Here is a 19,190-nt window from a genome sequence, read left to right as displayed (position 1 = left end):
TGTTCGGCCATCGTCTTAACCTAGGGCCGTGTTTCTGAACCGTCGGTGACCGCGGCGGGCTCGCCCTCGGCGGCGCCCTCCGATCCCGTCGTCACCAGCGATATCCGCGTCAGGCCCGCGCGGTTGAGCTCGCCCATCACGCGCATCACGCGGCCGTAATCGAGCCCCTTGTCGGCGCGCAGCATGATCTGGCGCGGCTTGTCCTTGCCTTCATTCTCGCGCGCGATCGCGTCGAGCCGCGCGGGAAGCTCGGCTTCGGGCACGACCTCTTCGCCGATATAGAGCGTGTCGTCGGCATTGATCGACAGCTGCACCGGCTCCTGATCCTCGGTCTCGACCGGCTTGGCGCGGCTTTCGGGCAGGTCGATCGGCACGGCGGAGGCGAGTAGGGGGGCGGTGATCATGAAGATGATCAACAGCACGAGCATCACGTCGACGAGCGGGGTGACGTTGATCTCGGCCATCGGCGCGCGGCGATGGCCACGGCCGCGCCGTCCGCCGATGCCGCCGGAGGGACCGCTCATCGCCATCAGGCTTCGACCTCGAGCTCGCGGCTGAAGGTCGCGTGCAGCCCGTCGGCGAAGCGGCCGAGCCGCGATTCGAGCCGGTTCAGGCGCTGCGAAAAGGCATTGTACGCGATCACCGCGGGGATCGCGGCGAACAGGCCGATCGCGGTCGCGAACAGCGCTTCGGCGATGCCCGGGGCGACGACCGCAAGGCTGCTGTTATTCTCCGCCGCGATCGCGGTGAAGCTGCGCATGATGCCCCAGACGGTGCCGAACAGCCCGACGAAGGGCGCCACCGAGCCGATCGTTGCCAGCGTGCCGATCTTTTCGGCGAGCCGGTCGACTTCGCCCGCAACCGCGCTATTCATCGCGATGCCGAGCCGCTCGCGCGTCCCGTCGCGGTCGACAGTCTTGGTCTTGGTCGAACGGCGCCATTCGCTGATCCCCGCGCCCAGCACTTTGGCGCTCGGCAGTTCTTCGCTGCCATTCTTGTCGAAGAATTTGTCGATGCTGTCGGCGCGCCAGAAATCGCGCTCGAAGCGTTCGGATGCGCTCATCAATTTGCTGACGCTGCGGCCGTGGGTGAAGATCACCGCCCAGACATAGATCGACGCGAGCAGAAGGCCGATCATCACCGCCTTCACGATGATATCGGCCTGCAGGAACAACGCGACGGGGGACAAGGTCGCCGCGTCGGCGGCCAGCGAGATATTGTCTAGCAAGGGAAAGTCTCTCCATTAATGATGGCGGTAAATCGATCGGCCCAACCCGCGGGCTGGCGGCGCGGCCGGCCCTCGGGCGACAGGAATGCGGCGGTGACTTGCCCGTCGGTCAATGTCTCGCCGCTTAACGTGTCAGTTCCGCGAAGGATGCGCTGTGAAATAATCACGCTCGCGCCGCGTACCGCCTCGACCGTGCTGACGACGAGCAGATCGTCGTCGAGCCGGGCAGGGCGGCGGTATTTGATCGCGAGGTCGGTCACCGCCCAGCTACCTTCGCCCGCTTCCATGGCGGCGCGCTGGTCGATGCCCGCGATGCGCAGCATGTCCGAGCGTGCGCGCTCCATATAGCGCAGGTAATTGGCGTGATAGACGATGCCCGACAGGTCGGTGTCTTCGAAGTACACGCGTGCCCGGAAGTGATGCTCAGCCCCGACGAAAGCGCCGGGGATGAAGGGGGGCGGGGCGTTTACCATTGTCCCAACCGATAGCGGGCCTTCGACTCGTCGCAAACCCCTAACCAACGGTTCGTCGCAGATCGGGGCCGGTTGGTGGAATGAAAGTGGCGGAAATCCGCCTATTTTCCTTGATCGAAAAGTCCGTCCTGCGATCCCGCGGGCGGGTTGAGCCCGAGATGCTTCCACGCGCTGGCGTTGAGCATGCGTCCGCGCGCCGTGCGCGCGATCAGCCCGACCTGCAGCAGATAGGGTTCGATCACGTCCTCGATCGTGTCGCGCGGTTCGGACAGCCCCGCCGCCATGGTCTCGACCCCGACGGGGCCGCCGCGATAAATATCGGCGATCATCGTCAAATACCGCCGGTCCATCGCGTCGAGCCCGAGCGCGTCGACCTCGAGCCGGTTGAGCGCGGCGTCGGCCGCCTTGGCGTCGACAATCTTATGCCCCGCAACGGTCGCGAAATCGCGCACCCGGCGCAGCAGCCGCCCAGCGATGCGCGGCGTTCCGCGCGACCGCTTGGCGATCTCGAGCGCGCCGTCGGACGCGATCGGCAGCGCCAGCAGCCGCGCAGCGCGCGTGATCACCTGCTCCAGCTCGCCATGCGTGTAGAAATTGAGCCGCACCGGAATGCCGAAGCGGTCGCGTAGCGGCGTCGTGAGCAACCCCTGCCGCGTCGTCGCGCCGACCAGCGTGAACTTGGGCAGGTCGATCCGCACCGAGCGCGCCGAGGGGCCTTCGCCGATCATGATGTCGAGCGCGCGGTCCTCCATCGCGGGATAGAGGATTTCCTCGACCGCGGGTGACAGGCGGTGGATCTCGTCGATGAACAGCACATCGCCGTCCTCGAGATTGGTGAGCAGCGCGGCAAGGTCGCCCGCCTTGGCGATCACCGGGCCGCTGGTCGACCGGAAACCGACGCCCAGCTCGCGCGCGACGATCTGCGCCAGCGTTGTCTTGCCGAGCCCCGGCGGGCCATAGAAAAGCACATGGTCGAGCGCGTCGGAGCGTGCTTTCGCCGCTTCGATGAAGATACGCAAATTCTCGCGCGCCGCCGCCTGCCCGACGAATTCGGCGAGCGTCTTCGGCCGCAGCGCGGCGTCGGCATCTTCGGGGATGCGGATGGGAGTGGTGAGGTCGGTCACGGTGTCGCGATACCCATAAATCTCGTCATGCTGAACTTGTTTCAGCATCCATGGCCGGAGCGATCGGCCCGGCGCCAATATCGAAGGCAATATCTCGCCAGTCCGGATTGTCGGCCTCGATAAGGTTGACCTTCCATTGGCGGTGCCAGCGCTTCAGTTGCTTTTCGCGTCCGATGGCGATTTCCATGGTTCCGAACAATTCGAAATGCACAAGGCGATACGTGCGATAGCGTCCTGCGAACCCACCTGTTGTGCCATTGCGATGCTGCCACATGCGCTGGGTCAGGTTCGAGGTCACGCCAATGTAGATCGTGCCATTCTTGTGGTTGGCAAGAATATAGGTGCAGGGTTGAAAGACGTCGCGCATCGACGCTCGTTCAGGGCCATGGACCCTGAAACAAGTTCAGGGTGACGAGAGAGAAGGGGAGGCCCTTAATCATAACGCTCTATTGCATCGCCAATGATCGAAACCCAAGGCTCCTTGCGCTCCTCATAAACCGAATAATCGGGCACGAAGCCATGGCCGGGCTCGAAATTGCCGAGCGGTATCGCGTAGGCGTCGTGATAGGGCCGCGCCCGGTACCAGACGCCCGAACCGCAGGTGCCGCAAAAGAAGAAGTCGGCGGTGTTGCCGCTGTCGCCGGTATATTGCCACATCTTCGCCTCGCCCTCGATGCGGACCTGCTCGGCGGGGAAGCGCACCTGCGTGGCAAAGGCGCTCCCGCTCCGCGCCTTGCACTCGCGGCAGTGGCAGACCGACACGCGGATCGGCTCGCCGGTGCAGGCGATGCGAACCTGGCCGCAGCGGCAGGATGCATTCCGAACGCGGTCGTTCACTTCGCTACCTTTTTGAGCGCCACGCGAACCAACGCATCAAGGCTCGCACCCGCACCCAACTCTTCATTGGCCGTCGCAACCGCGGCGCTTGCTTCACCGGGTTTGAAGCCGAGGCCGGTGAGGGCGGTGACGGCGTCAGCAAGCGGGCCGGGGGCCACGGACAGCGACGACGGTCCGCTCCCCGCGATCCCACCAAGCGCACCCGCCTTGTCCTTCAATTCATGCGTGATCCGCTGCGCGAGCTTCGGCCCGACGCCGTTCGCGCGCGCAATCATCGCGCTGTCGGCGCTCGCGAGCGCGCGCTGGAGGTCGCTGATCTCGAGCGCCGACAGGATCGCGAGTGCGACCTTGGCGCCGACGCCCTGGACGCTGGTGAGCAGGCGGAACCAGTCGCGTTCCTCGGCCTTGGCAAAGCCGAGCAGGCGGAGGAAATCTTCGCCGACGAGCATTTCGGTGTGGATGGTGACGTCGCCGCCAACCGGGCCCAAAGCGTCGAGCGTGCGCGCCGATGCTTCGACGAGATAACCGACGCCGCCGACGTCGATCACCGCATGGCCTGCGCCGCTCGAATCCAGCCGCCCTGTCAGTTTCGCGATCATGCTCCGTGCCTAACGCGGGGAGAACGAAAAGGGAATCAATTTCCCTCATCGTCGGGAATACCCCCTCTTCGTCATGCCGGACTTGATCCGGCATCCATGACCCCGTGGACCCCGGATCAAGTCCGGGTGACGAAGTGTTAGTGTCGCGGCCTATGGTTCGCATGGCAGATCGCGACCGCCAGCGCATCCGCCGCATCGGCGCCCGCGACCTTCGCGCCGGGGAGCAGCACGCGCAGCATCGCCTGTACCTGTTCCTTCGCCGCGCCGCCGGTGCCGACGATCGCCTTCTTGACGAGGCGCGGGGCATATTCGGTGACCGCCAGCCCGCCGCGCGCGCAGCCGAGTAGCACGACGCCGCGCGCATGCGCGAGCTTGAGCGTCGATTGCGGATTGTCGTTGACGAAGACTTCCTCGACCGCGGCGCACCCTGGCGCATGATCGGCGATCACCGCAGCAAGCACGGTGTCGAGATGCGCGAGCCGGTCGGGGAGGGGCGCCTTCGCGTCGGTCTTCACCTGTCCGTTGGCGACATGGCTGATCCGGCTGCCCTCGACGCGGATGACGCCCCAGCCGGTGCAGCTGAGCGAGGGGTCGAGACCGAGGATGATCATGATATTTCCTCTCCCCTTGGGGGAGAGGGATGCGCAGACTTGCGGGCTTTGCCCGCTAGTCGCAGCTGGGCGAGGGTAGGGCCACGCCGCATTCCCTCACCAAGTCCGGCTAGCCAGACAAGCTGGCAAGCCTTCCTATCCTCTCCCCCAAGGGGAGAGGATTCTATCAACCCAGTTTCTCCATCACCGCGTCGGGGATCTCGTAATTGCCCCAGACGGTCTGGACGTCGTCGTCGTCGTCGAGCGTGTCGATCAGCTTGAACAAGGTCTGCGCCGTCGCTTCGTCGGCGACTTCGCTCTTGATCGTCGGGCGCCAGGCGAGCTTCACGCCTTCGGCTTCGCCAAGTTTGACTTCGAGCGCCTTCGCGACTTCGTGGAGGCTGTCGACGCTGGTCCAGATGTCGTGGCCGTCCTCGGACGATTCGACATCGTCGGCGCCGGCGTCGAGCGCGGCTTCGAACACCGTGTCGGCGTCGCCCGCCTTGGCGGCATAGCTGATCATGCCGAGCCGGTCGAAACCGTGGCTGACGCTGCCGCTAGTGCCGAGGTTGCCGCCGTTTTTCGAGAAGGCGGTGCGGACGTTGGTCGCGGTGCGGTTGCGGTTGTCGGTCAGTGCCTCGACGATCAGCGACACGCCGCCGGGGCCATAGCCCTCGTAGCGGATTTCCTCGTAATTATCGCCTTCGCCGCCCGCGGCCTTGTCGATCGAGCGCTGGATATTGTCCTTGGGCACCGACTGCGCCTTGGCGGCGTTGATCGCGGCGCGCAGGCGGGCATTCGCGTCGGGATCGGGCAGACCCATCTTCGCCGCGACAGTGATTTCGCGCGAAAGCTTCGAAAACAGCGAGCTGCGTTTTTTGTCCTGCGCACCCTTGCGGTGCATGATGTTTTTAAATTTGCTATGGCCGGCCATGGCTCTCTTCTTTTCGGCTGGAAGGAACTGGAAGCGCGCGCTTACATCAGGACCGAATGTCAAAGCAACCGCTGCCACCACCCGACATCGCGCCAGCCGCCCATTTTCCAGCCGACCTCGCGGTAGATGCCGACCGGCGTGAAGCCCATCGCCTCATGCAAGCCGATGCTGGCGTCATTCGGCAAGGCAATCCCGGCAAAGATGGCGTGGATATTGCGATCCGCCAAAATCGGAAACAGCGCCTCATAAAGCTGCCGTCCAATTCCGGCACGCGCAAAAGCCGTATCAAGATAGACCGCGACATCGGCCGAGGTCGCATAGGCTTCGCGCGTACGGTGAGGGGAGCCATAGGCATATCCCGCAATTTTGCCTTCGACCTCTGCAACCAGCCAGCCATGGCTCGCGCCATAATTCTCTATCCGCTGCGCCATTTCCACCGCATCGGGCGGATCGCATTCGAAACTGACCCAATTGTCCGTGACATAGGGCGCGTAAATCTCGGCACAGCGCGCGGCGTCGGCTGACGTGGCTGGGCGGATGTCGACGCTCACCCCAGAGTGACCGCCGTCCCCGAGGCGCTGACCATCAGCATCGAACCATTCTGCCCGAGCACTTCATAGTCGAGGTCGACGCCGATCACCGCATTGCCGCCGAGGCGCGCGGCCTCGGCTTCCATTTCGCCGATCGCCTCTTTGCGCGCGCGGGCGAGGACGTCCTCATATTTGCCCGAGCGGCCGCCGACGATGTCGGTGATGCTGGCGAACAGGTCGCGGAACAAATTGGCGCCGACGATCACCTCGCCGGTGACGATGCCCAGATACTCGCGGACCGGACGGCCCTCGACATTATTGGTGGTGGTGCTGAACATCGTCACTCTCCTGGCTGGGGGCGTCAGTCGATTCCGAGCGCCGACTTATAGACGTCGAGGATCGCTTCCATTTCCTTGCGGTCGTGGACCGGCAATTTGCGCAGGCGAACGATCTGGCGCATGATTTTCGGATCGTAACCCTGCGATTTCGATTCATTATAGGTGTCGCGGATGTCGTCGGCGATGCCCTTTTTCTCTTCTTCCAGACGCTCGATGCGCTCGATGAAAAGGCGCAGTTGTTCGTCGGATACGGTGGCTTCGCTCATTTTTGGCTCCGGTGATTGGGATGATGCGGCGCGAGAATCGCGCCTGGCGCGTCCCTAATCGGCTCCGGGATTTTTGGCCATGCTTTCTTCCATCCGCGCGAGCTGTTCGGGCGTCGCGGCGGTATGATGCCGCGCTTTCCACTCCGCGGTCGGCATGCCGTGGACGATCGCGCGGCCCGCCTCCTTGTCCATGTCGCCCGCCTCGGCAATCCAGTCGCCGAGGCAGTTGCGGCAAAATCCGGCGAGGCCCATCAAATCGATGTTCGCGGCGTCGCTGCGATGCTGGAGCAGGCGGACGAGGCGGCGGAAGGCCGCGGCGGCGACCGCATCGTCAAGGCTGTCAAGCGCCTCATTACCGGTCGTCTGATCGTCGCTGCAGGACATGGTTCCTCCGTTGAATGATTGAATAGCTATACGGCGGTTGCCTTCCTATCATCAAGGCGGCATTGCCGTCGTCAGCAAGCCGGCATTGCCCTAGCGTCCCCCCTGTTATCGGAGCTTTTGTGGTCCAGAATTTTACCCCCCGCCAGCGCAAGGTGCGCATCCTGGCGACCCTTGGCCCCGCAAGCGCCAACCCCGAGATGATCGCCGCGCTGCATCGCGCCGGCGCCGACGCGTTTCGCGTCAATATGAGCCACGGCGATCATGCGGGGCATGCCAAGGTGATCGCGGCGATCCGCGCGCTCGAAAAGGACACCGGACGTCCGACGACGATCCTTGTCGACCTGCAAGGCCCCAAGCTGCGCGTCGGCACCTTCAAAGACGGCCCGGCCGAGCTGGTGAACGGCAAGAGCTTCACGCTCGATACCGACAAGACACCGGGCGATGCGACGCGCGTTTACCTGCCGCACCCCGAATTGTTCGCGGCGCTCGAAACCGGCACGCGCCTGCTGATCGACGACGGCAAGCTGGTGCTGCGCGTGAAGAGTGTCGCGCCGGACAAGATCGAAACGGTTGTCGAGGTCGGCGGCAAGATCTCGGATCGCAAGGGCGTCAATGTCCCCGATGTCGTCGTCCCGCTCGCGGCGCTGACCGAAAAGGATCGCAAGGATTTGACCTTCGCGCTCGAGCAGCATGTCGACTGGATCGCGCTGTCGTTCGTGCAGCGCCCCGAGGACGTCGCCGAGGCGCGCACGCTGATCGGCGGCAAGGCGGCCTTGCTCGTGAAGTTCGAAAAGCCCTCGGGTGTGCAGCGGATCGAGGAAATCCTCGAACTCGCTGATGCGGCGATGGTCGCGCGCGGCGACTTGGGGGTCGAATTGCCGCCCGAGGCGGTGCCGCCGCTTCAGAAAAAGATCGTCGCGACCGCGCGCCGCATGGGCAAGCCGGTGGTCGTGGCGACGCAGATGCTCGAATCGATGATCGTCTCGCCGTCACCGACGCGCGCCGAAGTGTCCGACGTCGCAACCGCGGTCTATGACGGTGCCGACGCGATCATGCTGTCGGCCGAAACCGCGGCGGGCGCCTTCCCGGTCGAGGCGGTGACGATGATGGATTCGATCGCGCGCTCGGTCGAGAGCGATCCCGACTATTTCCGCCGTCTGCATTTTACCGAGACTGCGCCCGACGCGACGACCGCTGACGCGCTGGCCGAGGCGGCGGGCAGCATCATTACGACGATCGCCGCCGATGCGATCATCTGCTTCACCGCATCGGGTTCGACCGCACGCCGCGTCGCGCGCGAGCGGCCGGGTGCGCCTTTGCTCGTCCTGACCCCGAAAAAGGAAGCCGCGCGGCGTATGGGTTTGCTCTGGGGTGCGCATGCGGTGCCGACCAAGGACATCGGCAGCTTCGAAGAGATGATCGCCAAGGGCAAGCGGATGGCGCTGCGCCACGGCATCTGCAAGGCGGGCGCGAAGCTGGTGATGATGGCGGGGGTTCCGTTCGGCACCCCCGGGTCGACCAATGTGCTCCATGTGGCGACGCTGACCGGCGACGAGCTGCGCGGCTACAGCTAAGGATTAAATCCTCCCTGCCGCGAAGCGGTGGGGAGGGGGACCGTTCGCGAAGCGAATGGTGGAGGGGCCGCAACAGTTGCGCCACAAGCCCCTCCGTCAGCGGCGAAGCCGCTGCCACCTCCCCATGGCTTCGCCACGGGGAGGATCGATTCACCCCAGATCGATTCAAATCGGCACAATCCTTACCGGCTGATTCACAAAATTTTCGGGTTGATTCAGATCGGGACGTTTAAAAATGGTAAATGGACTTTGCACCATTGACGCTGCGCGGCATAGTTGGTGCAAGTAGCGCGTCGGACCCGCGTCGGGGGGGCTCCGCATTCGCCAGTCCGGAGGTTTTCCCGCGTGTCCGCACCGTTCCGTTTTCCGCGCTTTTTTGTCACCAGCCCGGCGCCCTGTCCCTATCTGGCGGGCAAGACCGAGCGCAAGGTGTTCACCGAGCTTAGCGGCAATTCGGCGAACGAGCTGAACGACGCGCTCGGGCGCATCGGCTTCCGCCGCAGCCAGTCGGTCGCCTATCGCCCGAGCTGCGCCGATTGCTCGGCCTGCGTGTCGGTGCGCGTCTGCGCCGGGGAATTCACACCCAGCAGTTCGCAGAAGCGCAACCTGCGCCGCAACGGCGACCTTGTCGCGACCGCGTGCAAGCCGTGGGCGACCGAAGAGCAATATGCGCTGCTGCGCTCCTATCTGGGGTCGCGCCATCCCGATGGCGGCATGGCCGATATGGACGAGCAGGATTTCGCCGACATGGTCGAGCAGACCCCCGTCGATAGCTATATGATCGAATATCGCGAGCCGGCCGCGGATGGCGGCAAGGGCCGCCTTGTCGGCTGTTGCCTGACCGACCGGCAGGGCGACGGGCTGTCGATGATCTATAGCTTCTTTGACGCGGCGCATCCGATGCGCGAGGGGCTCGGCACCTATATCATCGCCGACCATGTCCAGCGCGCGGCGCGGGCGGGGCTGCCGTACGTCTATCTCGGCTACTGGATCGAAGGGTCGGCGCGCATGGCGTACAAGGCGCGCTTCCGTCCGCTCGAAAAGCTCGGCCCCGATGGCTGGTCGCGCTTCGAGCCCACCCAGTCCGAGCGTATCGCCGCGATGTTCGAGCTCGCCTGAACCCGCCCGCAGGGCGCTGTTGAGAATGGCTCGCAACGGCCAGAATCTCGCGTCGGCCGGTTGACCTTTCCTCGCTTTCAAGGGCATAGCTTTGCGTCCAGGACATAAGTCCGGGTCGCATCCGTTATGAATTCGCCGGGGGGCTGGCGACAGGGGGAAGAGGATGCCCGTGCGCGACTTCGTCAGCATCACGGCCAGCGACGGCAAGGGCGGCTTCCGCCGCGCAATGGTGCGTGCATGAGCGATCCGGTCAAGGTTGCGATCATCGGGTCGGGTCCCGCGGGACTCAGCGCCGCATCGCGCGCCGCGCAGCTCGGGCTCAGTCATATCCTGCTCGAAAAGACCGACCATCTGTCGGACACGATCTTCAAATATCAAAAGGGCAAGCGCGTGCTCGCGACGCCCGAACGGCTCGACCTCCGCTCCGACTGCCGCTTTGCCGAGGGCGCGCGCGAATATATCCTCGGCAATTGGGACGAGGACGCCGCGACCAACAAGGTGAATGTCGCCTATCACGCGGAGGTCGCCGAAGTGAGCGGCGAAAAGGGCGCGTTCGCGATCAAGACCGCCAAGGGCGACGTCTACACGGCAGAAAATATCGTGCTTGCGATCGGGACGCAGGGCAATCCGAACCGGATGCGCTGCGAGGGCGCCGACCTGCCGCACATCATCTATCAGGTCGACGATCCCGAGGATTTCAAGGACAAGCATATCACCGTCGTCGGGTCGGGCGACGCAGGGATCGAAAATGCGCTCGGCGTCGCCGAGGAAGCGCTCGAAAATACCGTCACGATCCTCAACCGCTCGAAGGATTTCGCGCGCGCCAAGGCGAAGAATGTCGCCGACATGACCGAGGCCGGTGAGAACGGCTTTATGAGCATCCGCACCGAGACGCAGCCGAAGAAGGTCGAGCCGGGCTGGCTGACGCTCGAAACCCCGACCGGCGAAGAGCGGATCGAATGCGATGTGATCGTCGCGCGCCTAGGGTCGGTCGCGCCGCGCGGGTTTGTCGAATCGATGGGGATCGAGTTCACCGGCCCCGACCGCGAGGCTTTTCCGAAACTGTCGCCGACGTTCGAGACGACGGTCCCCGGCCTCTATGTCATCGGCGCGCTCGCGGGCTATCCGCTGATCAAGCATTGCATGAACCAGGGCTATGACGTCGTCGAATTCCTGAACGGCAACAAGGCGCTGACCCCCGCCGACGAAAAGGACCTCGCGGCGATCTTCGAGGCGCTGCCGCAGCAGAAATCGGTCAGCGAATGGCTCGAGTTCCTGCGCACGCGCATCCGCATCTTCGCCGACGTGTCGCCGCTCCAGATGCGCGAGTTCATGCTCGATTCGAAGGTCGCGTTCTACAACAAGGGCGACGTCGTGTTCGAAAAGGGCGAGCCGGGGTCGTCGCTCTTCGCGATCGCCGACGGTCATGCGCTCGTCGAGGTCGGCCCCGATTTCACCGTGCCGATCGAAGAGGGCTCGATCTTTGGCGAAGTCGGCCTGATTTCGGGCCGCAAGCGCGGCGCGACGATCCGCGCGGGCGAGGACAGCATCTTTGTCGAAGTGTCGCGCACCGCCGCACTCAAGCTGATGGCCGCGGTTCCGGGCGCGAAGCGCGTGATCAACCGCATCTCGCTCGAACGCCAGTTGCTGCAGATCTTCAAGGGCGGGCTGACCGTCGAGGATCTCGAACCGATCGTCGAGGATCCCGCAATCGAACGCGTTCCCGCGGGCAAAATCGTGCTCGCTGAGGGCGACGAGGGCGACGACGTCTATGTCATTCGGTCGGGATCGATGGTCGTCGAGAAGGATATTGGCGGCAAACCGATCTTCCTCCGCTATCTGCCCGCGGGCAGCTTCTTCGGGGAAATGGCAGTGCTCAGCGGAGAGCGGCGCAACGCGACGGTCAAGGCGGCCGTTGCGAGCGAAGTGATCAGGCTGAAGGGCGAGCAGTTCAAAGCGATGCTCGCGAAGCGGCCGCAGGTACGCGAAGCGACCGAAGCCGCGGTCGCCGAGCGCGCGGCGATGAACAGTTTCATCGAATCGCGGAAAGCGAGCTATTCGAGCGCGGTCGATCTTTATTCGGACACCGCAAGCTTCATCATGAAGGAAGGGCTGGGCGAGGCGACCGACGCGCTGCTGATCGACGAAAATCTGTGCGTCGGCTGCGACAATTGCGAGAAGGCGTGCGCCGACAGCCACGAGGGCCTGTCGCGGCTCGACCGCGAAGCGGGCAAGACCTTCGCGCATTTGCACGTGCCGACGAGCTGCCGCCACTGCGAGCATCCACACTGCATGGCCGATTGCCCGCCGAACGTCATTCACCGCGGCCCCGACGGCGAGGTCTTCATGGAGCCGGGCTGCATCGGTTGCGGCAACTGCATGCGCAACTGCCCCTATGGCGTGATCCGCATGGAAGCCGCGCCGCCCGAGAAGCCGAGCCTGCTGCGCTGGCTGCTCACCGGTTTCGGTCCCGGCCCTGGTGAACCGTCGCCCAAATGGACGAAGAAGCAATTGGGCGACGAGAAGCCCAAGAAGATCGCGGTCAAATGCGACATGTGCAAAGGCATTTCGGGCGGCCCCGCATGCGTGCGCGCCTGCCCGACCGGTGCTGCGATCCGCGTTTCGCCCGAGGAGTTCCTTTCGATCGCGCGGCTCGAAGAGGATGCGGGTTGATGGCGAGCCTCTTTCAGCGTCGCCGGTCGAAGGCGACCCAGACCGAACGCGTGCGCGAACGCAAGCATGAGGGCTTCCTGCGTTATGCCGGTTTTCGCTGGGCCAAGATTTCGGGCGGACTCTGCCTGCTCATCATCATCTCCTACGCCTTGGTCGACGTCACGCCGCGGCACAATGGCGGCAGCTGGTATGGCTATACGCTTGGCACGATCGGCGCCGGGCTGATCCTTTGGCTCACCGCCTTGGGCTATCGCAAGCGCAAGATGACGAGCGACTATTGGTCGCTGAAGGCGTGGACCTCGGCGCACGTCTATCTGGGGCTCAGCCTGATCGTTATCGGCACCTGGCACACCGGGTTCCAGCTTGGGTGGAATGTCCACACGCTGGCGTGGGCGCTGATGATGCTGGTGATCCTGTCGGGGCTCTATGGTGTCATCGTCTATGCGACCTTGCCCGCGGCGCTGTCGAACAACCGCGACGAAATGACGCAGATGCAGATGCTCGAGGCGATCCGCGCCTTCGACCGGCAATTGCACAGCGCGGCGCAGCCGCTGACGCCCGCGGACACCGCGCCGGTGCTTGCGGCGCTCGACGAAAATCCTTTCGCGGGCGGTATCGGTGCGCGGTTGTCGGGTCGCTACCCGAATTGCGCGACCGCGGCCGCACTGCGCACGCTGTCGGGCTCGAACGGCAGTGATCGCGAGGCGCGCGAGAAGGTCGTCGGGCTGCTCAAGCAGAAGGAAGCCGCACTGACGCGGCTGCGCCGGCATCTCAAAATTCGGGCGCTGCTCGAAATCTGGCTTTACGTGCATGTGCCGCTGACCTTTGCGCTGATCGCAGCGCTGTCGGCGCACATCATCAGCGTCTTCTTCTACTGGTAAGGCGGGGAGGGGGACCATGAGCTTCATCCTGCGCCGTATTTCGACGACGAAGACCGGCAAACAGATCATTCGCGATACGCCGCTGCCGGGCGACACGATCACCCTCGGCCGCGAGGGCAGCAATATCATCCACGTCGCCGATCTGGCGGTGAATCCGCATCATGCGACGATCAGCAGCGCCGACGGGCGCACGGTGCGCGTCGCGGCAAGCGAAGGGCTGGGCTTCGATCTCAACGGCCGGTCTGAAACCATCGCCGACATCGACAGCGGTGCGGGCGGCGAGCTGCGCTTCGGCGGCCACCGGCTGACGATCGCGCGCGAGGGCGAGAATATCATCTTGCTCGTCGAGCGCATCGACGAGCTGTCGCAGTCGTCGAAGGATGTCGACGAGGCCAAGGCCTTCTCGCTGCAGGGCGTGATGCTCGGCAAGCGGATGGGGGCGTGGCTGTTCGGGCTGCTGATGCTGCTCGCCTTCCTGATCGGGCCGATCTGGGCGTGGTACAGCTACAAGAATGTTAACGAGCGCCCCGACGGTTACCATGCCGACAACGCGTGGCTGTCGGGGCCGCTGTCGAGCGCGCACGCGAGCCTGAAGAACGACTGCCAGTCGTGTCATGTCGAACCCTTTGTGGCGGTGACCGACAAGGCGTGCGTCGGCTGTCACACCGGCGAGCACAAGGCGATGAGCATGGCGCATGCGGGTGCGCCGGCAGCGATGCTCCTCGCCGCGCGTCACCCGCCGGGGATCGGCGAAAAGGTGCTGGCGGGCTTTGCCAAGACCTTCAACAAGCCGCAGGGCCGCTGCGTCGAATGCCATACCGAGCATGAGGGCGCGGGGCCGATGCCCGCGACGCCGCAGAAATTCTGCGCCGATTGCCACGACGGCATGTCGGCGCGATTGAAGATTGCCGGGCATCCGACATCGATCGCCGATGCCGCCGATTTCGGCACTAGCCATCCCGAATTCCGCCCGCTCGTGCGCTCGGCACCCGGGGCAAAACTGGTGCGCACGACGCTGAGCAAGGGGACGCTCGATTACAACGGCCTCAAATTCCCGCACGACATGCATTTGCAGGCGACCGGCGGGGTCGCGCGCATGGCGGCGAGCTTCCGCGGCCGCTACGATTTCGGCAAGAAGCTGGTGTGCGCGAACTGCCACCGCGTCGAGGCCGACGGGGTGCGCGTCAAGCCGGTCGAAATGGAACGCGACTGTGCGATGTGCCACAGCCTCGCCTTCGAGACCGTCGGCGGGGTGACGCGGACTTTGCGCCATGGCGAGCCCGACCAGGTCGTCGCCGATCTCACCGCTTATTATCGCTCGACCCCGCCTGGGCGACCGCTCCAGCTTGGCGGCATGCAGCGGCGGCGTCCGGGCGCCTATGCCGAGGGGCAGGTCTACAACATCTATTTCAACGAAGTCGCGACACGGCCCAGCCGTGCGCAGGATGCGGTGCGCGCGGTCTTCTCAAAGGGCGGCGCGTGCTACGACTGCCACACGATCTTTGCGCCGCAGACCGGCAACAGCTGGCGGGTTGCGGCGGTCAGCCAGACGCCGCGCTACCTGCAAAAAGGCTGGTTCGACCATGACGCGCACAAGGAAACCGAATGCGCCGATTGCCACACCGCCGCGCCGGGATCGAAAACCTCGACCGACCTGCTCGTGCCGGGGCTGCGTCAGTGCCGCGATTGCCATGTCGGCGAGGGCGGGGCGCGCGCCGTAAAGGTCGAAACCGCGACCGAATCGCCCTGCGCGATGTGCCACGAATATCATTCGGACGGCGGGAAACCGTGGTTGCCGCCGCGCAGAGCCAAGAAAAACACCGCCGCAATCGCAAATAAACCTCTTGCTGCTACCTATAGTGTGAGCATGATCACAGGAACCGGGGGGCGGGGCCTTTACGATGTGACGTGGCGCACACCTCCCTTGCACGGGGCAAGGCGGGGCGGGTGAGGTTTTATGGGTCGGGACCAGCCGACCGGAACGGGGGACGGATATGCTGATCGCGCAGATCACAGATATCCATATCGGGTTCGATCCGGACAATCCGGCCGAATATAACCGCAAGCGCCTCGATGAGGTGCTCGACGTGTTGATCGAGGGGCCGAACCGGCCTGATCTGCTGCTCGCGACCGGCGATCTTTCCGATCGCGGCGACGACGACAGCTATCGCCGCCTCGCCACCGCCTTTTCGCGCTGTCCCTTTCCGGTGTGGCCGAGCGTCGGCAATCATGATTTGCGTGACAATTTTCACGCCCGCTTTCCGGGTCTCGACGACGGCAACGGTTTCGTTCAGTACACGATCGAGCTCCCCGAACTACGGCTGGTGACGATCGATACGCTGGAGGAAGGGCGCCACGGCGGCGCATTTTGCGACCGGCGCGCCGCCTGGCTCGACGCCGAACTGGCGAAGGATAGTGCGAAGCCCACCTATATCGTCATGCACCATCCGCCGATCGAAAGCGGGATCGAGTGGATGAACACCGACCCCGACGAGCCGTGGGTCGCGGTCTTCACCGACGTGGTACGCCGCCACCCGCAGGTTCGCGGGCTGATCTGCGGCCATCTCCACCGGAGCGTCACCGTCGCATGGGAAGGCCGCACGATCGCGATCTGTTCGTCAACGGCACCGCAGGTCTCACTCGACCTCAGGCCCATCGACGAGAACAAGCCCGACGACCGGCCGATGATCGTCGCCGAAGATCCCGCCTATGCGCTCCACCGCTGGAACGGGCGCGAACTCGTCAGCTTCTACGACCATGCCGGCGCGCACACCATGCTCGCCAAATATGACGAACGGCTGCAACCGCTGGTGCGCGAGTTGAAGGCCGAGCGGCCGCGTTAATAACCGAGCGTTAGGTCGACCCGCGGTTCGACGGCTTCACCTTTCTTCCAGCGGTCCAGATTCTCGAGGAAGCGCTGCGCCGAGCGGATGAACATCTTGTCCTGCGCGCGGCCCGACAGGTGCATCGTGATATGCGCATTGTCGAGGCTCCACAGCGGATGGTCCGAGGGGAGCGGTTCGGGCGTCGTGACGTCAAGGAAGGCCGCGGCGATCTGCTGCGCATCGAGCGCCGCAACCAGCGCGTCCTGATCGACGACGCTGCCGCGCGCGATGTTGATGAGCGTCGCGGTCGGTTTCATCGCGGCGAGTTCGGCGGCGCCGATCATTCCGTCGGTTTCGGGAGTCGCGGGCACCGCGAGGATCACCCAGTCGAACGCACCGAGCTGCGCGCGCCACTGGTCGGGCGTTAGCGTATTCGGCCCCGGTGAACGGCGGACGACGGTGACATCGACCGCGAAGGCTTTCAGCCGCTCCTCGATCAGCTTGCCGATCGCGCCATAGCCGAGCAGCAGCGCTTTCGACCCGAACAGCTCGACCTTGCCCGGCGACTCCATCAGCCATTCGCGGCGTTCCTGCGCGCGCACGACGTCGCGGTAGCCCTTGGCAACGGTCAGCATGCCCATCACGACATATTCGGCGATGGTGATCGCGTTGATCCCGGCGCCGTTGGTGAGCACCGTGCCGCGCTCGCGCAGCAGATCCAGCGGCATGCCGTCGACCCCGGCATAGATCGAATTGAGCCATTTGAGGCCCGTCGCGGCGGTGATGACCGCGGCCATATCCTTCTTGTCGTACATGTCGAACCAGCCGATCTCGGCCTGCGGCGCGAGTTCGAGCGCCTCTTCCTTCGATGCGAAGAATTTGGGTTCGATCCAGTCGGGCAGCCGGTTTTCGACAAGCGGACGGATCAGGCCCGAAAGGACGGTCACGGTCTTGGTCATGATTTTCCTACTGCTGAAATGCGTGCCAGCCCGCCCAGGCCAGCGGGACGAGGCCGATGAGATCGACCAGCGCGATGGTGCCGAGCGCCGCGGGGCGCCCGTAGGACTGATAGAGAAACAGGAAGCTGAGCATCGAGATTGCGGCGAGCAAGGTCGCGAGCTTTCGCCCGCCGGGATCGAACGCCGCCCACACGCAGGCAACGAGCACCGCAAAGAACAGCGCGGCGCGGTGATGCATCAGCAGGAAGAGCGGGCTGTCCGGCGGGATGCGATAGAGCCGCGTGATCAACGCCGGCCGGAACAGCGCCAGCGCCGGGATCAGGTGGACAAGGCCGACGAGCAGCCAGCAGATCAGTTGCGACATGCAACGAGGCTAGCAGCCCGCGGGCCTGCGACAAGCCTCTAATTGGCGCTGGGTTGCCAGTCCCATCCGAGCGGGTCGCCGTCCATCACCTCGACCCCCGCGGCGACGAGTTCGTCGCGCAGCGCATCGGATGCGGCAAAATCCTTGGCGGCGCGGGCGTCCTTGCGGCGCGCGAGCGTCGCTTCGATTTCGTCTTCGCCGATCATCGCGGTCTTTGGGCGGACGCGCAGGTCGGCGCGCGCGGTCGTCAGCAGGTTAAGGCCGAGGACGGCATCCATCGCGGCGAGTGCCGCATGCTTCTGGCCGGCGTCGATCTTTTTCATCGCTGCCGTTTCTTCGAGCAGCGTGAGCGCGACCGGCGTGTTGAGGTCGTCCGACATCGCCGCGTCGAACTTTGCCAGCAGATCCACGAGGCGGCGGTCGGTCGACTCGGCCGGCTCGGCATCGCGCGCCGGGGCGGCCGCCATCACCAGTCGTTTGAGCCGTGTTAGCGCCGCGCCAAGACCATCCCAGCTGAACTCCAGCTCGCTGCGATAATGCGCCTGCAGGCACATGAGGCGATAGGCGAGGGGGTGATAACCCTTGTCGATCAGCAGTTGCAGACGCAAAAATTCGCCGCTCGATTTCGACATCTTGCCGCTGCGGTCGACGAGAAAATTATTATGCATCCATATCCGCGCGCCGCTGTCTGGCGAGCAGCTGTGCGCCTGGTTCTGCGCAATCTCGTTCGGATGGTGGATCTCGCGATGGTCGATCCCGCCGGTGTGAATATCGAACGGAAAGCCGAGCAGCGCTTCCGACATCACCGAGCATTCGAGGTGCCAGCCCGGCGCGCCGCGGCCCCACGGTGAATCCCATTCCATCTGGCGCGTCTCGCCCGCGGGCGTCTTGCGCCAGATCGCGAAGTCGGCGAGCGCACGTTTGCCATCGACGGGATCGATGCGGCTCTCGCCCTCATCGGTGCCGTGACGCGCGAGGCGGCCATAGTCGGAGACGGTGGCGGTATCGAAATAGAGGCCGCCATCGAGTTCGTAGCAATGCTTGTCGGCGATGCTTTTGCCCCATTGGATCATCGCTTCGACATATTCGGTGGCGCGCGGGTGCTGCTTGTCCCGGATATTTAGACGCGCAAGATCGGTCTCAAAATCCGCCTGATAGAAAGCCGCGATGTCCCAGGCGCTTTTCCCTTGCGCGGCGGCCGCCTTCTCCATCTTGTCGTCGCCGGCGTCGGCGTCGGATGTCAGATGCCCGACATCGGTGATGTTGATGACGTGGGTGAGCTTATAACCCTTGTACGACAGCGTTCGCCCTAGCGTGTCGCCAAAGACATACGCCCGCATATTGCCGATATGCTGATAATTATAGACCGTCGGTCCACAGCTATAGACGCGCGCCTCGCCGGGGTGGACGGGCTCGAACGGTTCGAGGCTGCGCGTCAGGCTGTTGAACAGCTTGAGCGGGGAGGCAGGGGCGTCGGTCATAACCGCGCCCA

22 protein-coding genes are annotated in these 19,190 nt (G+C 64.5%); 6 read left to right on the top strand and 16 right to left on the bottom strand.

The features are described 5' to 3' along the window. Positions 1–20: 20 nt before the first annotated feature. The 13 genes from tolR to ATE70_RS04580 all read right to left on the bottom strand — a co-directional run bounded on the left by tolR (position 21) and on the right by ATE70_RS04580 (position 7,303). Positions 21–530: a protein TolR gene (gene tolR, locus ATE70_RS04640; protein WP_058536768.1), complete on the bottom strand. Its 510-nt coding sequence runs from the start codon at positions 528–530 to the stop codon at positions 21–23. Beyond that, a complete protein-coding gene (gene tolQ, locus ATE70_RS04635) occupies positions 530–1,228 on the bottom strand; it encodes a protein TolQ (RefSeq protein WP_058536767.1) in 699 nt (232 codons plus the stop codon). The genes tolR and tolQ overlap by 1 nt, the downstream gene beginning before the upstream one ends. Continuing rightward, on the bottom strand, positions 1,222–1,701 hold the full coding sequence (locus ATE70_RS04630; protein WP_058536766.1) for a YbgC/FadM family acyl-CoA thioesterase: 480 nt from the start codon (positions 1,699–1,701) through the stop codon (positions 1,222–1,224). The genes tolQ and ATE70_RS04630 overlap by 7 nt, the downstream gene beginning before the upstream one ends. 101 nt (positions 1,702–1,802) lie before the next feature. Next, entirely contained in the window at positions 1,803–2,873 is a 1,071-nt protein-coding gene (ruvB, locus tag ATE70_RS04625; RefSeq protein ID WP_058536765.1) for a Holliday junction branch migration DNA helicase RuvB, read from the bottom strand. Beyond that, positions 2,851–3,192 carry a GIY-YIG nuclease family protein gene (locus ATE70_RS04620; protein ID WP_058536996.1) on the bottom strand — a complete coding sequence of 114 codons (342 nt, stop codon included), beginning with the start codon at positions 3,190–3,192 and terminating at the stop codon, positions 2,851–2,853. The genes ruvB and ATE70_RS04620 overlap by 23 nt, the downstream gene beginning before the upstream one ends. 65 nt (positions 3,193–3,257) lie before the next feature. Next, positions 3,258–3,662, bottom strand: coding sequence for a GFA family protein (locus ATE70_RS04615; protein ID WP_058536764.1), 405 nt, complete (start codon positions 3,660–3,662; stop codon positions 3,258–3,260). Beyond that, positions 3,659–4,261: a Holliday junction branch migration protein RuvA gene (gene ruvA / locus ATE70_RS04610; protein ID WP_058536763.1), complete on the bottom strand. Its 603-nt coding sequence runs from the start codon at positions 4,259–4,261 to the stop codon at positions 3,659–3,661. Before ruvA ends, ATE70_RS04615 begins: the two co-directional genes overlap by 4 nt. Before the next feature lie 137 nt (positions 4,262–4,398). Beyond that, entirely contained in the window at positions 4,399–4,872 is a 474-nt protein-coding gene (gene ruvC, locus ATE70_RS04605; RefSeq protein WP_058536762.1) for a crossover junction endodeoxyribonuclease RuvC, read from the bottom strand. A gap of 166 nt (positions 4,873–5,038) precedes the next feature. Then, positions 5,039–5,785 (bottom strand): YebC/PmpR family DNA-binding transcriptional regulator, encoded by a 747-nt coding sequence (locus ATE70_RS04600; protein WP_058536761.1) that lies wholly within the window; start codon positions 5,783–5,785, stop codon positions 5,039–5,041. Positions 5,786–5,844: 59 nt separating this feature from the next. Then, positions 5,845–6,336 carry an arsinothricin resistance N-acetyltransferase ArsN1 family B gene (locus tag ATE70_RS04595; protein ID WP_058536760.1) on the bottom strand — a complete coding sequence of 164 codons (492 nt, stop codon included), beginning with the start codon at positions 6,334–6,336 and terminating at the stop codon, positions 5,845–5,847. Then, on the bottom strand, positions 6,333–6,653 hold the full coding sequence (locus ATE70_RS04590) for a YbjQ family protein (RefSeq protein WP_058536759.1): 321 nt from the start codon (positions 6,651–6,653) through the stop codon (positions 6,333–6,335). The genes ATE70_RS04595 and ATE70_RS04590 overlap by 4 nt, the downstream gene beginning before the upstream one ends. A gap of 23 nt (positions 6,654–6,676) precedes the next feature. After that, positions 6,677–6,919, bottom strand: coding sequence for a DUF2312 domain-containing protein (locus tag ATE70_RS04585; RefSeq protein ID WP_037514655.1), 243 nt, complete (start codon positions 6,917–6,919; stop codon positions 6,677–6,679). Positions 6,920–6,973: 54 nt separating this feature from the next. Then, a complete protein-coding gene (locus tag ATE70_RS04580) occupies positions 6,974–7,303 on the bottom strand; it encodes a DUF1244 domain-containing protein (RefSeq protein WP_056371879.1) in 330 nt (109 codons plus the stop codon). Positions 7,304–7,422: 119 nt separating this feature from the next. Here ATE70_RS04580 and pyk point away from each other — a divergent pair, with 119 nt between their 5' ends. From pyk to ATE70_RS04550, 6 genes are all read left to right on the top strand, one after another. Continuing rightward, the gene (gene pyk, locus ATE70_RS04575; RefSeq protein WP_058536758.1) at positions 7,423–8,877 is read left to right on the top strand and encodes a pyruvate kinase; all 1,455 of its coding nucleotides are present in this window, start codon (positions 7,423–7,425) and stop codon (positions 8,875–8,877) included. A 345-nt stretch (positions 8,878–9,222) separates the two neighbouring features. Continuing rightward, a complete protein-coding gene (locus tag ATE70_RS04570; RefSeq protein ID WP_058536757.1) occupies positions 9,223–9,996 on the top strand; it encodes an arginyltransferase in 774 nt (257 codons plus the stop codon). Between the two features lie 237 nt (positions 9,997–10,233). Then, entirely contained in the window at positions 10,234–12,669 is a 2,436-nt protein-coding gene (locus ATE70_RS04565; RefSeq protein WP_058536756.1) for an NAD(P)-binding domain-containing protein, read from the top strand. After that, complete coding sequence (locus tag ATE70_RS04560) at positions 12,669–13,550, top strand: hypothetical protein (RefSeq protein ID WP_058536755.1); 882 nt, start codon at positions 12,669–12,671, stop codon at positions 13,548–13,550. Before ATE70_RS04565 ends, ATE70_RS04560 begins: the two co-directional genes overlap by 1 nt. Positions 13,551–13,566: 16 nt before the next feature. Beyond that, complete coding sequence (locus ATE70_RS04555) at positions 13,567–15,501, top strand: cytochrome c3 family protein (protein ID WP_058536754.1); 1,935 nt, start codon at positions 13,567–13,569, stop codon at positions 15,499–15,501. 43 nt (positions 15,502–15,544) lie between these two features. Further along, positions 15,545–16,393 carry a metallophosphoesterase gene (locus tag ATE70_RS04550; protein ID WP_058536753.1) on the top strand — a complete coding sequence of 283 codons (849 nt, stop codon included), beginning with the start codon at positions 15,545–15,547 and terminating at the stop codon, positions 16,391–16,393. Here ATE70_RS04550 and ATE70_RS04545 read toward each other — a convergent pair. From ATE70_RS04545 to cysS, 3 genes are read right to left on the bottom strand one after another with little or no spacing between them, the layout of a single operon-like run. Beyond that, positions 16,390–17,334: a D-2-hydroxyacid dehydrogenase gene (locus ATE70_RS04545; RefSeq protein ID WP_058536752.1), complete on the bottom strand. Its 945-nt coding sequence runs from the start codon at positions 17,332–17,334 to the stop codon at positions 16,390–16,392. The two genes, ATE70_RS04550 and ATE70_RS04545, sit on opposite strands and share 4 nt — an antisense overlap. Positions 17,335–17,341: 7 nt before the next feature. Beyond that, a complete protein-coding gene (locus ATE70_RS04540; protein WP_058536751.1) occupies positions 17,342–17,698 on the bottom strand; it encodes a hypothetical protein in 357 nt (118 codons plus the stop codon). Between the two features lie 38 nt (positions 17,699–17,736). Then, positions 17,737–19,179 carry a cysteine--tRNA ligase gene (gene cysS / locus ATE70_RS04535; protein WP_058536995.1) on the bottom strand — a complete coding sequence of 481 codons (1,443 nt, stop codon included), beginning with the start codon at positions 19,177–19,179 and terminating at the stop codon, positions 17,737–17,739. Positions 19,180–19,190: the final 11 nt, after the last annotated feature.

It is taken from the genome of Sphingopyxis sp. H053, from assembly GCF_001468225.1.
Classification (GTDB): domain Bacteria; phylum Pseudomonadota; class Alphaproteobacteria; order Sphingomonadales; family Sphingomonadaceae; genus Sphingopyxis.
This window is presented reverse-complemented; position numbering and strand designations above follow the sequence as displayed.

Excerpts from the sequence above, each read along its gene's own strand:
- ATE70_RS04580 (WP_056371879.1), bottom strand. The coding sequence starts at position 7,303 with ATGTCCTGCAGCGACGATCAGACGACCGGTAATGAGGCGCTTGACAGC.
- ATE70_RS04565 (WP_058536756.1), top strand. The coding sequence starts at position 10,234 with ATGAGCGATCCGGTCAAGGTTGCGATCATCGGGTCGGGTCCCGCGGGA.
- ruvA (WP_058536763.1), bottom strand. The coding sequence starts at position 4,261 with ATGATCGCGAAACTGACAGGGCGGCTGGATTCGAGCGGCGCAGGCCAT.
- ruvB (WP_058536765.1), bottom strand. The coding sequence starts at position 2,873 with ATGCTGAAACAAGTTCAGCATGACGAGATTTATGGGTATCGCGACACC.
- ruvC (WP_058536762.1), bottom strand. The coding sequence starts at position 4,872 with ATGATCATCCTCGGTCTCGACCCCTCGCTCAGCTGCACCGGCTGGGGC.
- ATE70_RS04550 (WP_058536753.1), top strand. The coding sequence starts at position 15,545 with ATGCTGATCGCGCAGATCACAGATATCCATATCGGGTTCGATCCGGAC.
- ATE70_RS04540 (WP_058536751.1), bottom strand. The coding sequence starts at position 17,698 with ATGTCGCAACTGATCTGCTGGCTGCTCGTCGGCCTTGTCCACCTGATC.
- tolR (WP_058536768.1), bottom strand. The coding sequence starts at position 530 with ATGGCGATGAGCGGTCCCTCCGGCGGCATCGGCGGACGGCGCGGCCGT.
- cysS (WP_058536995.1), bottom strand. The coding sequence starts at position 19,179 with ATGACCGACGCCCCTGCCTCCCCGCTCAAGCTGTTCAACAGCCTGACG.
- ATE70_RS04555 (WP_058536754.1), top strand. The coding sequence starts at position 13,567 with ATGAGCTTCATCCTGCGCCGTATTTCGACGACGAAGACCGGCAAACAG.
- ATE70_RS04560 (WP_058536755.1), top strand. The coding sequence starts at position 12,669 with ATGGCGAGCCTCTTTCAGCGTCGCCGGTCGAAGGCGACCCAGACCGAA.
- ATE70_RS04590 (WP_058536759.1), bottom strand. The coding sequence starts at position 6,653 with ATGTTCAGCACCACCACCAATAATGTCGAGGGCCGTCCGGTCCGCGAG.
- ATE70_RS04545 (WP_058536752.1), bottom strand. The coding sequence starts at position 17,334 with ATGACCAAGACCGTGACCGTCCTTTCGGGCCTGATCCGTCCGCTTGTC.
- ATE70_RS04630 (WP_058536766.1), bottom strand. The coding sequence starts at position 1,701 with ATGGTAAACGCCCCGCCCCCCTTCATCCCCGGCGCTTTCGTCGGGGCT.
- ATE70_RS04600 (WP_058536761.1), bottom strand. The coding sequence starts at position 5,785 with ATGGCCGGCCATAGCAAATTTAAAAACATCATGCACCGCAAGGGTGCG.
- ATE70_RS04585 (WP_037514655.1), bottom strand. The coding sequence starts at position 6,919 with ATGAGCGAAGCCACCGTATCCGACGAACAACTGCGCCTTTTCATCGAG.
- ATE70_RS04620 (WP_058536996.1), bottom strand. The coding sequence starts at position 3,192 with ATGCGCGACGTCTTTCAACCCTGCACCTATATTCTTGCCAACCACAAG.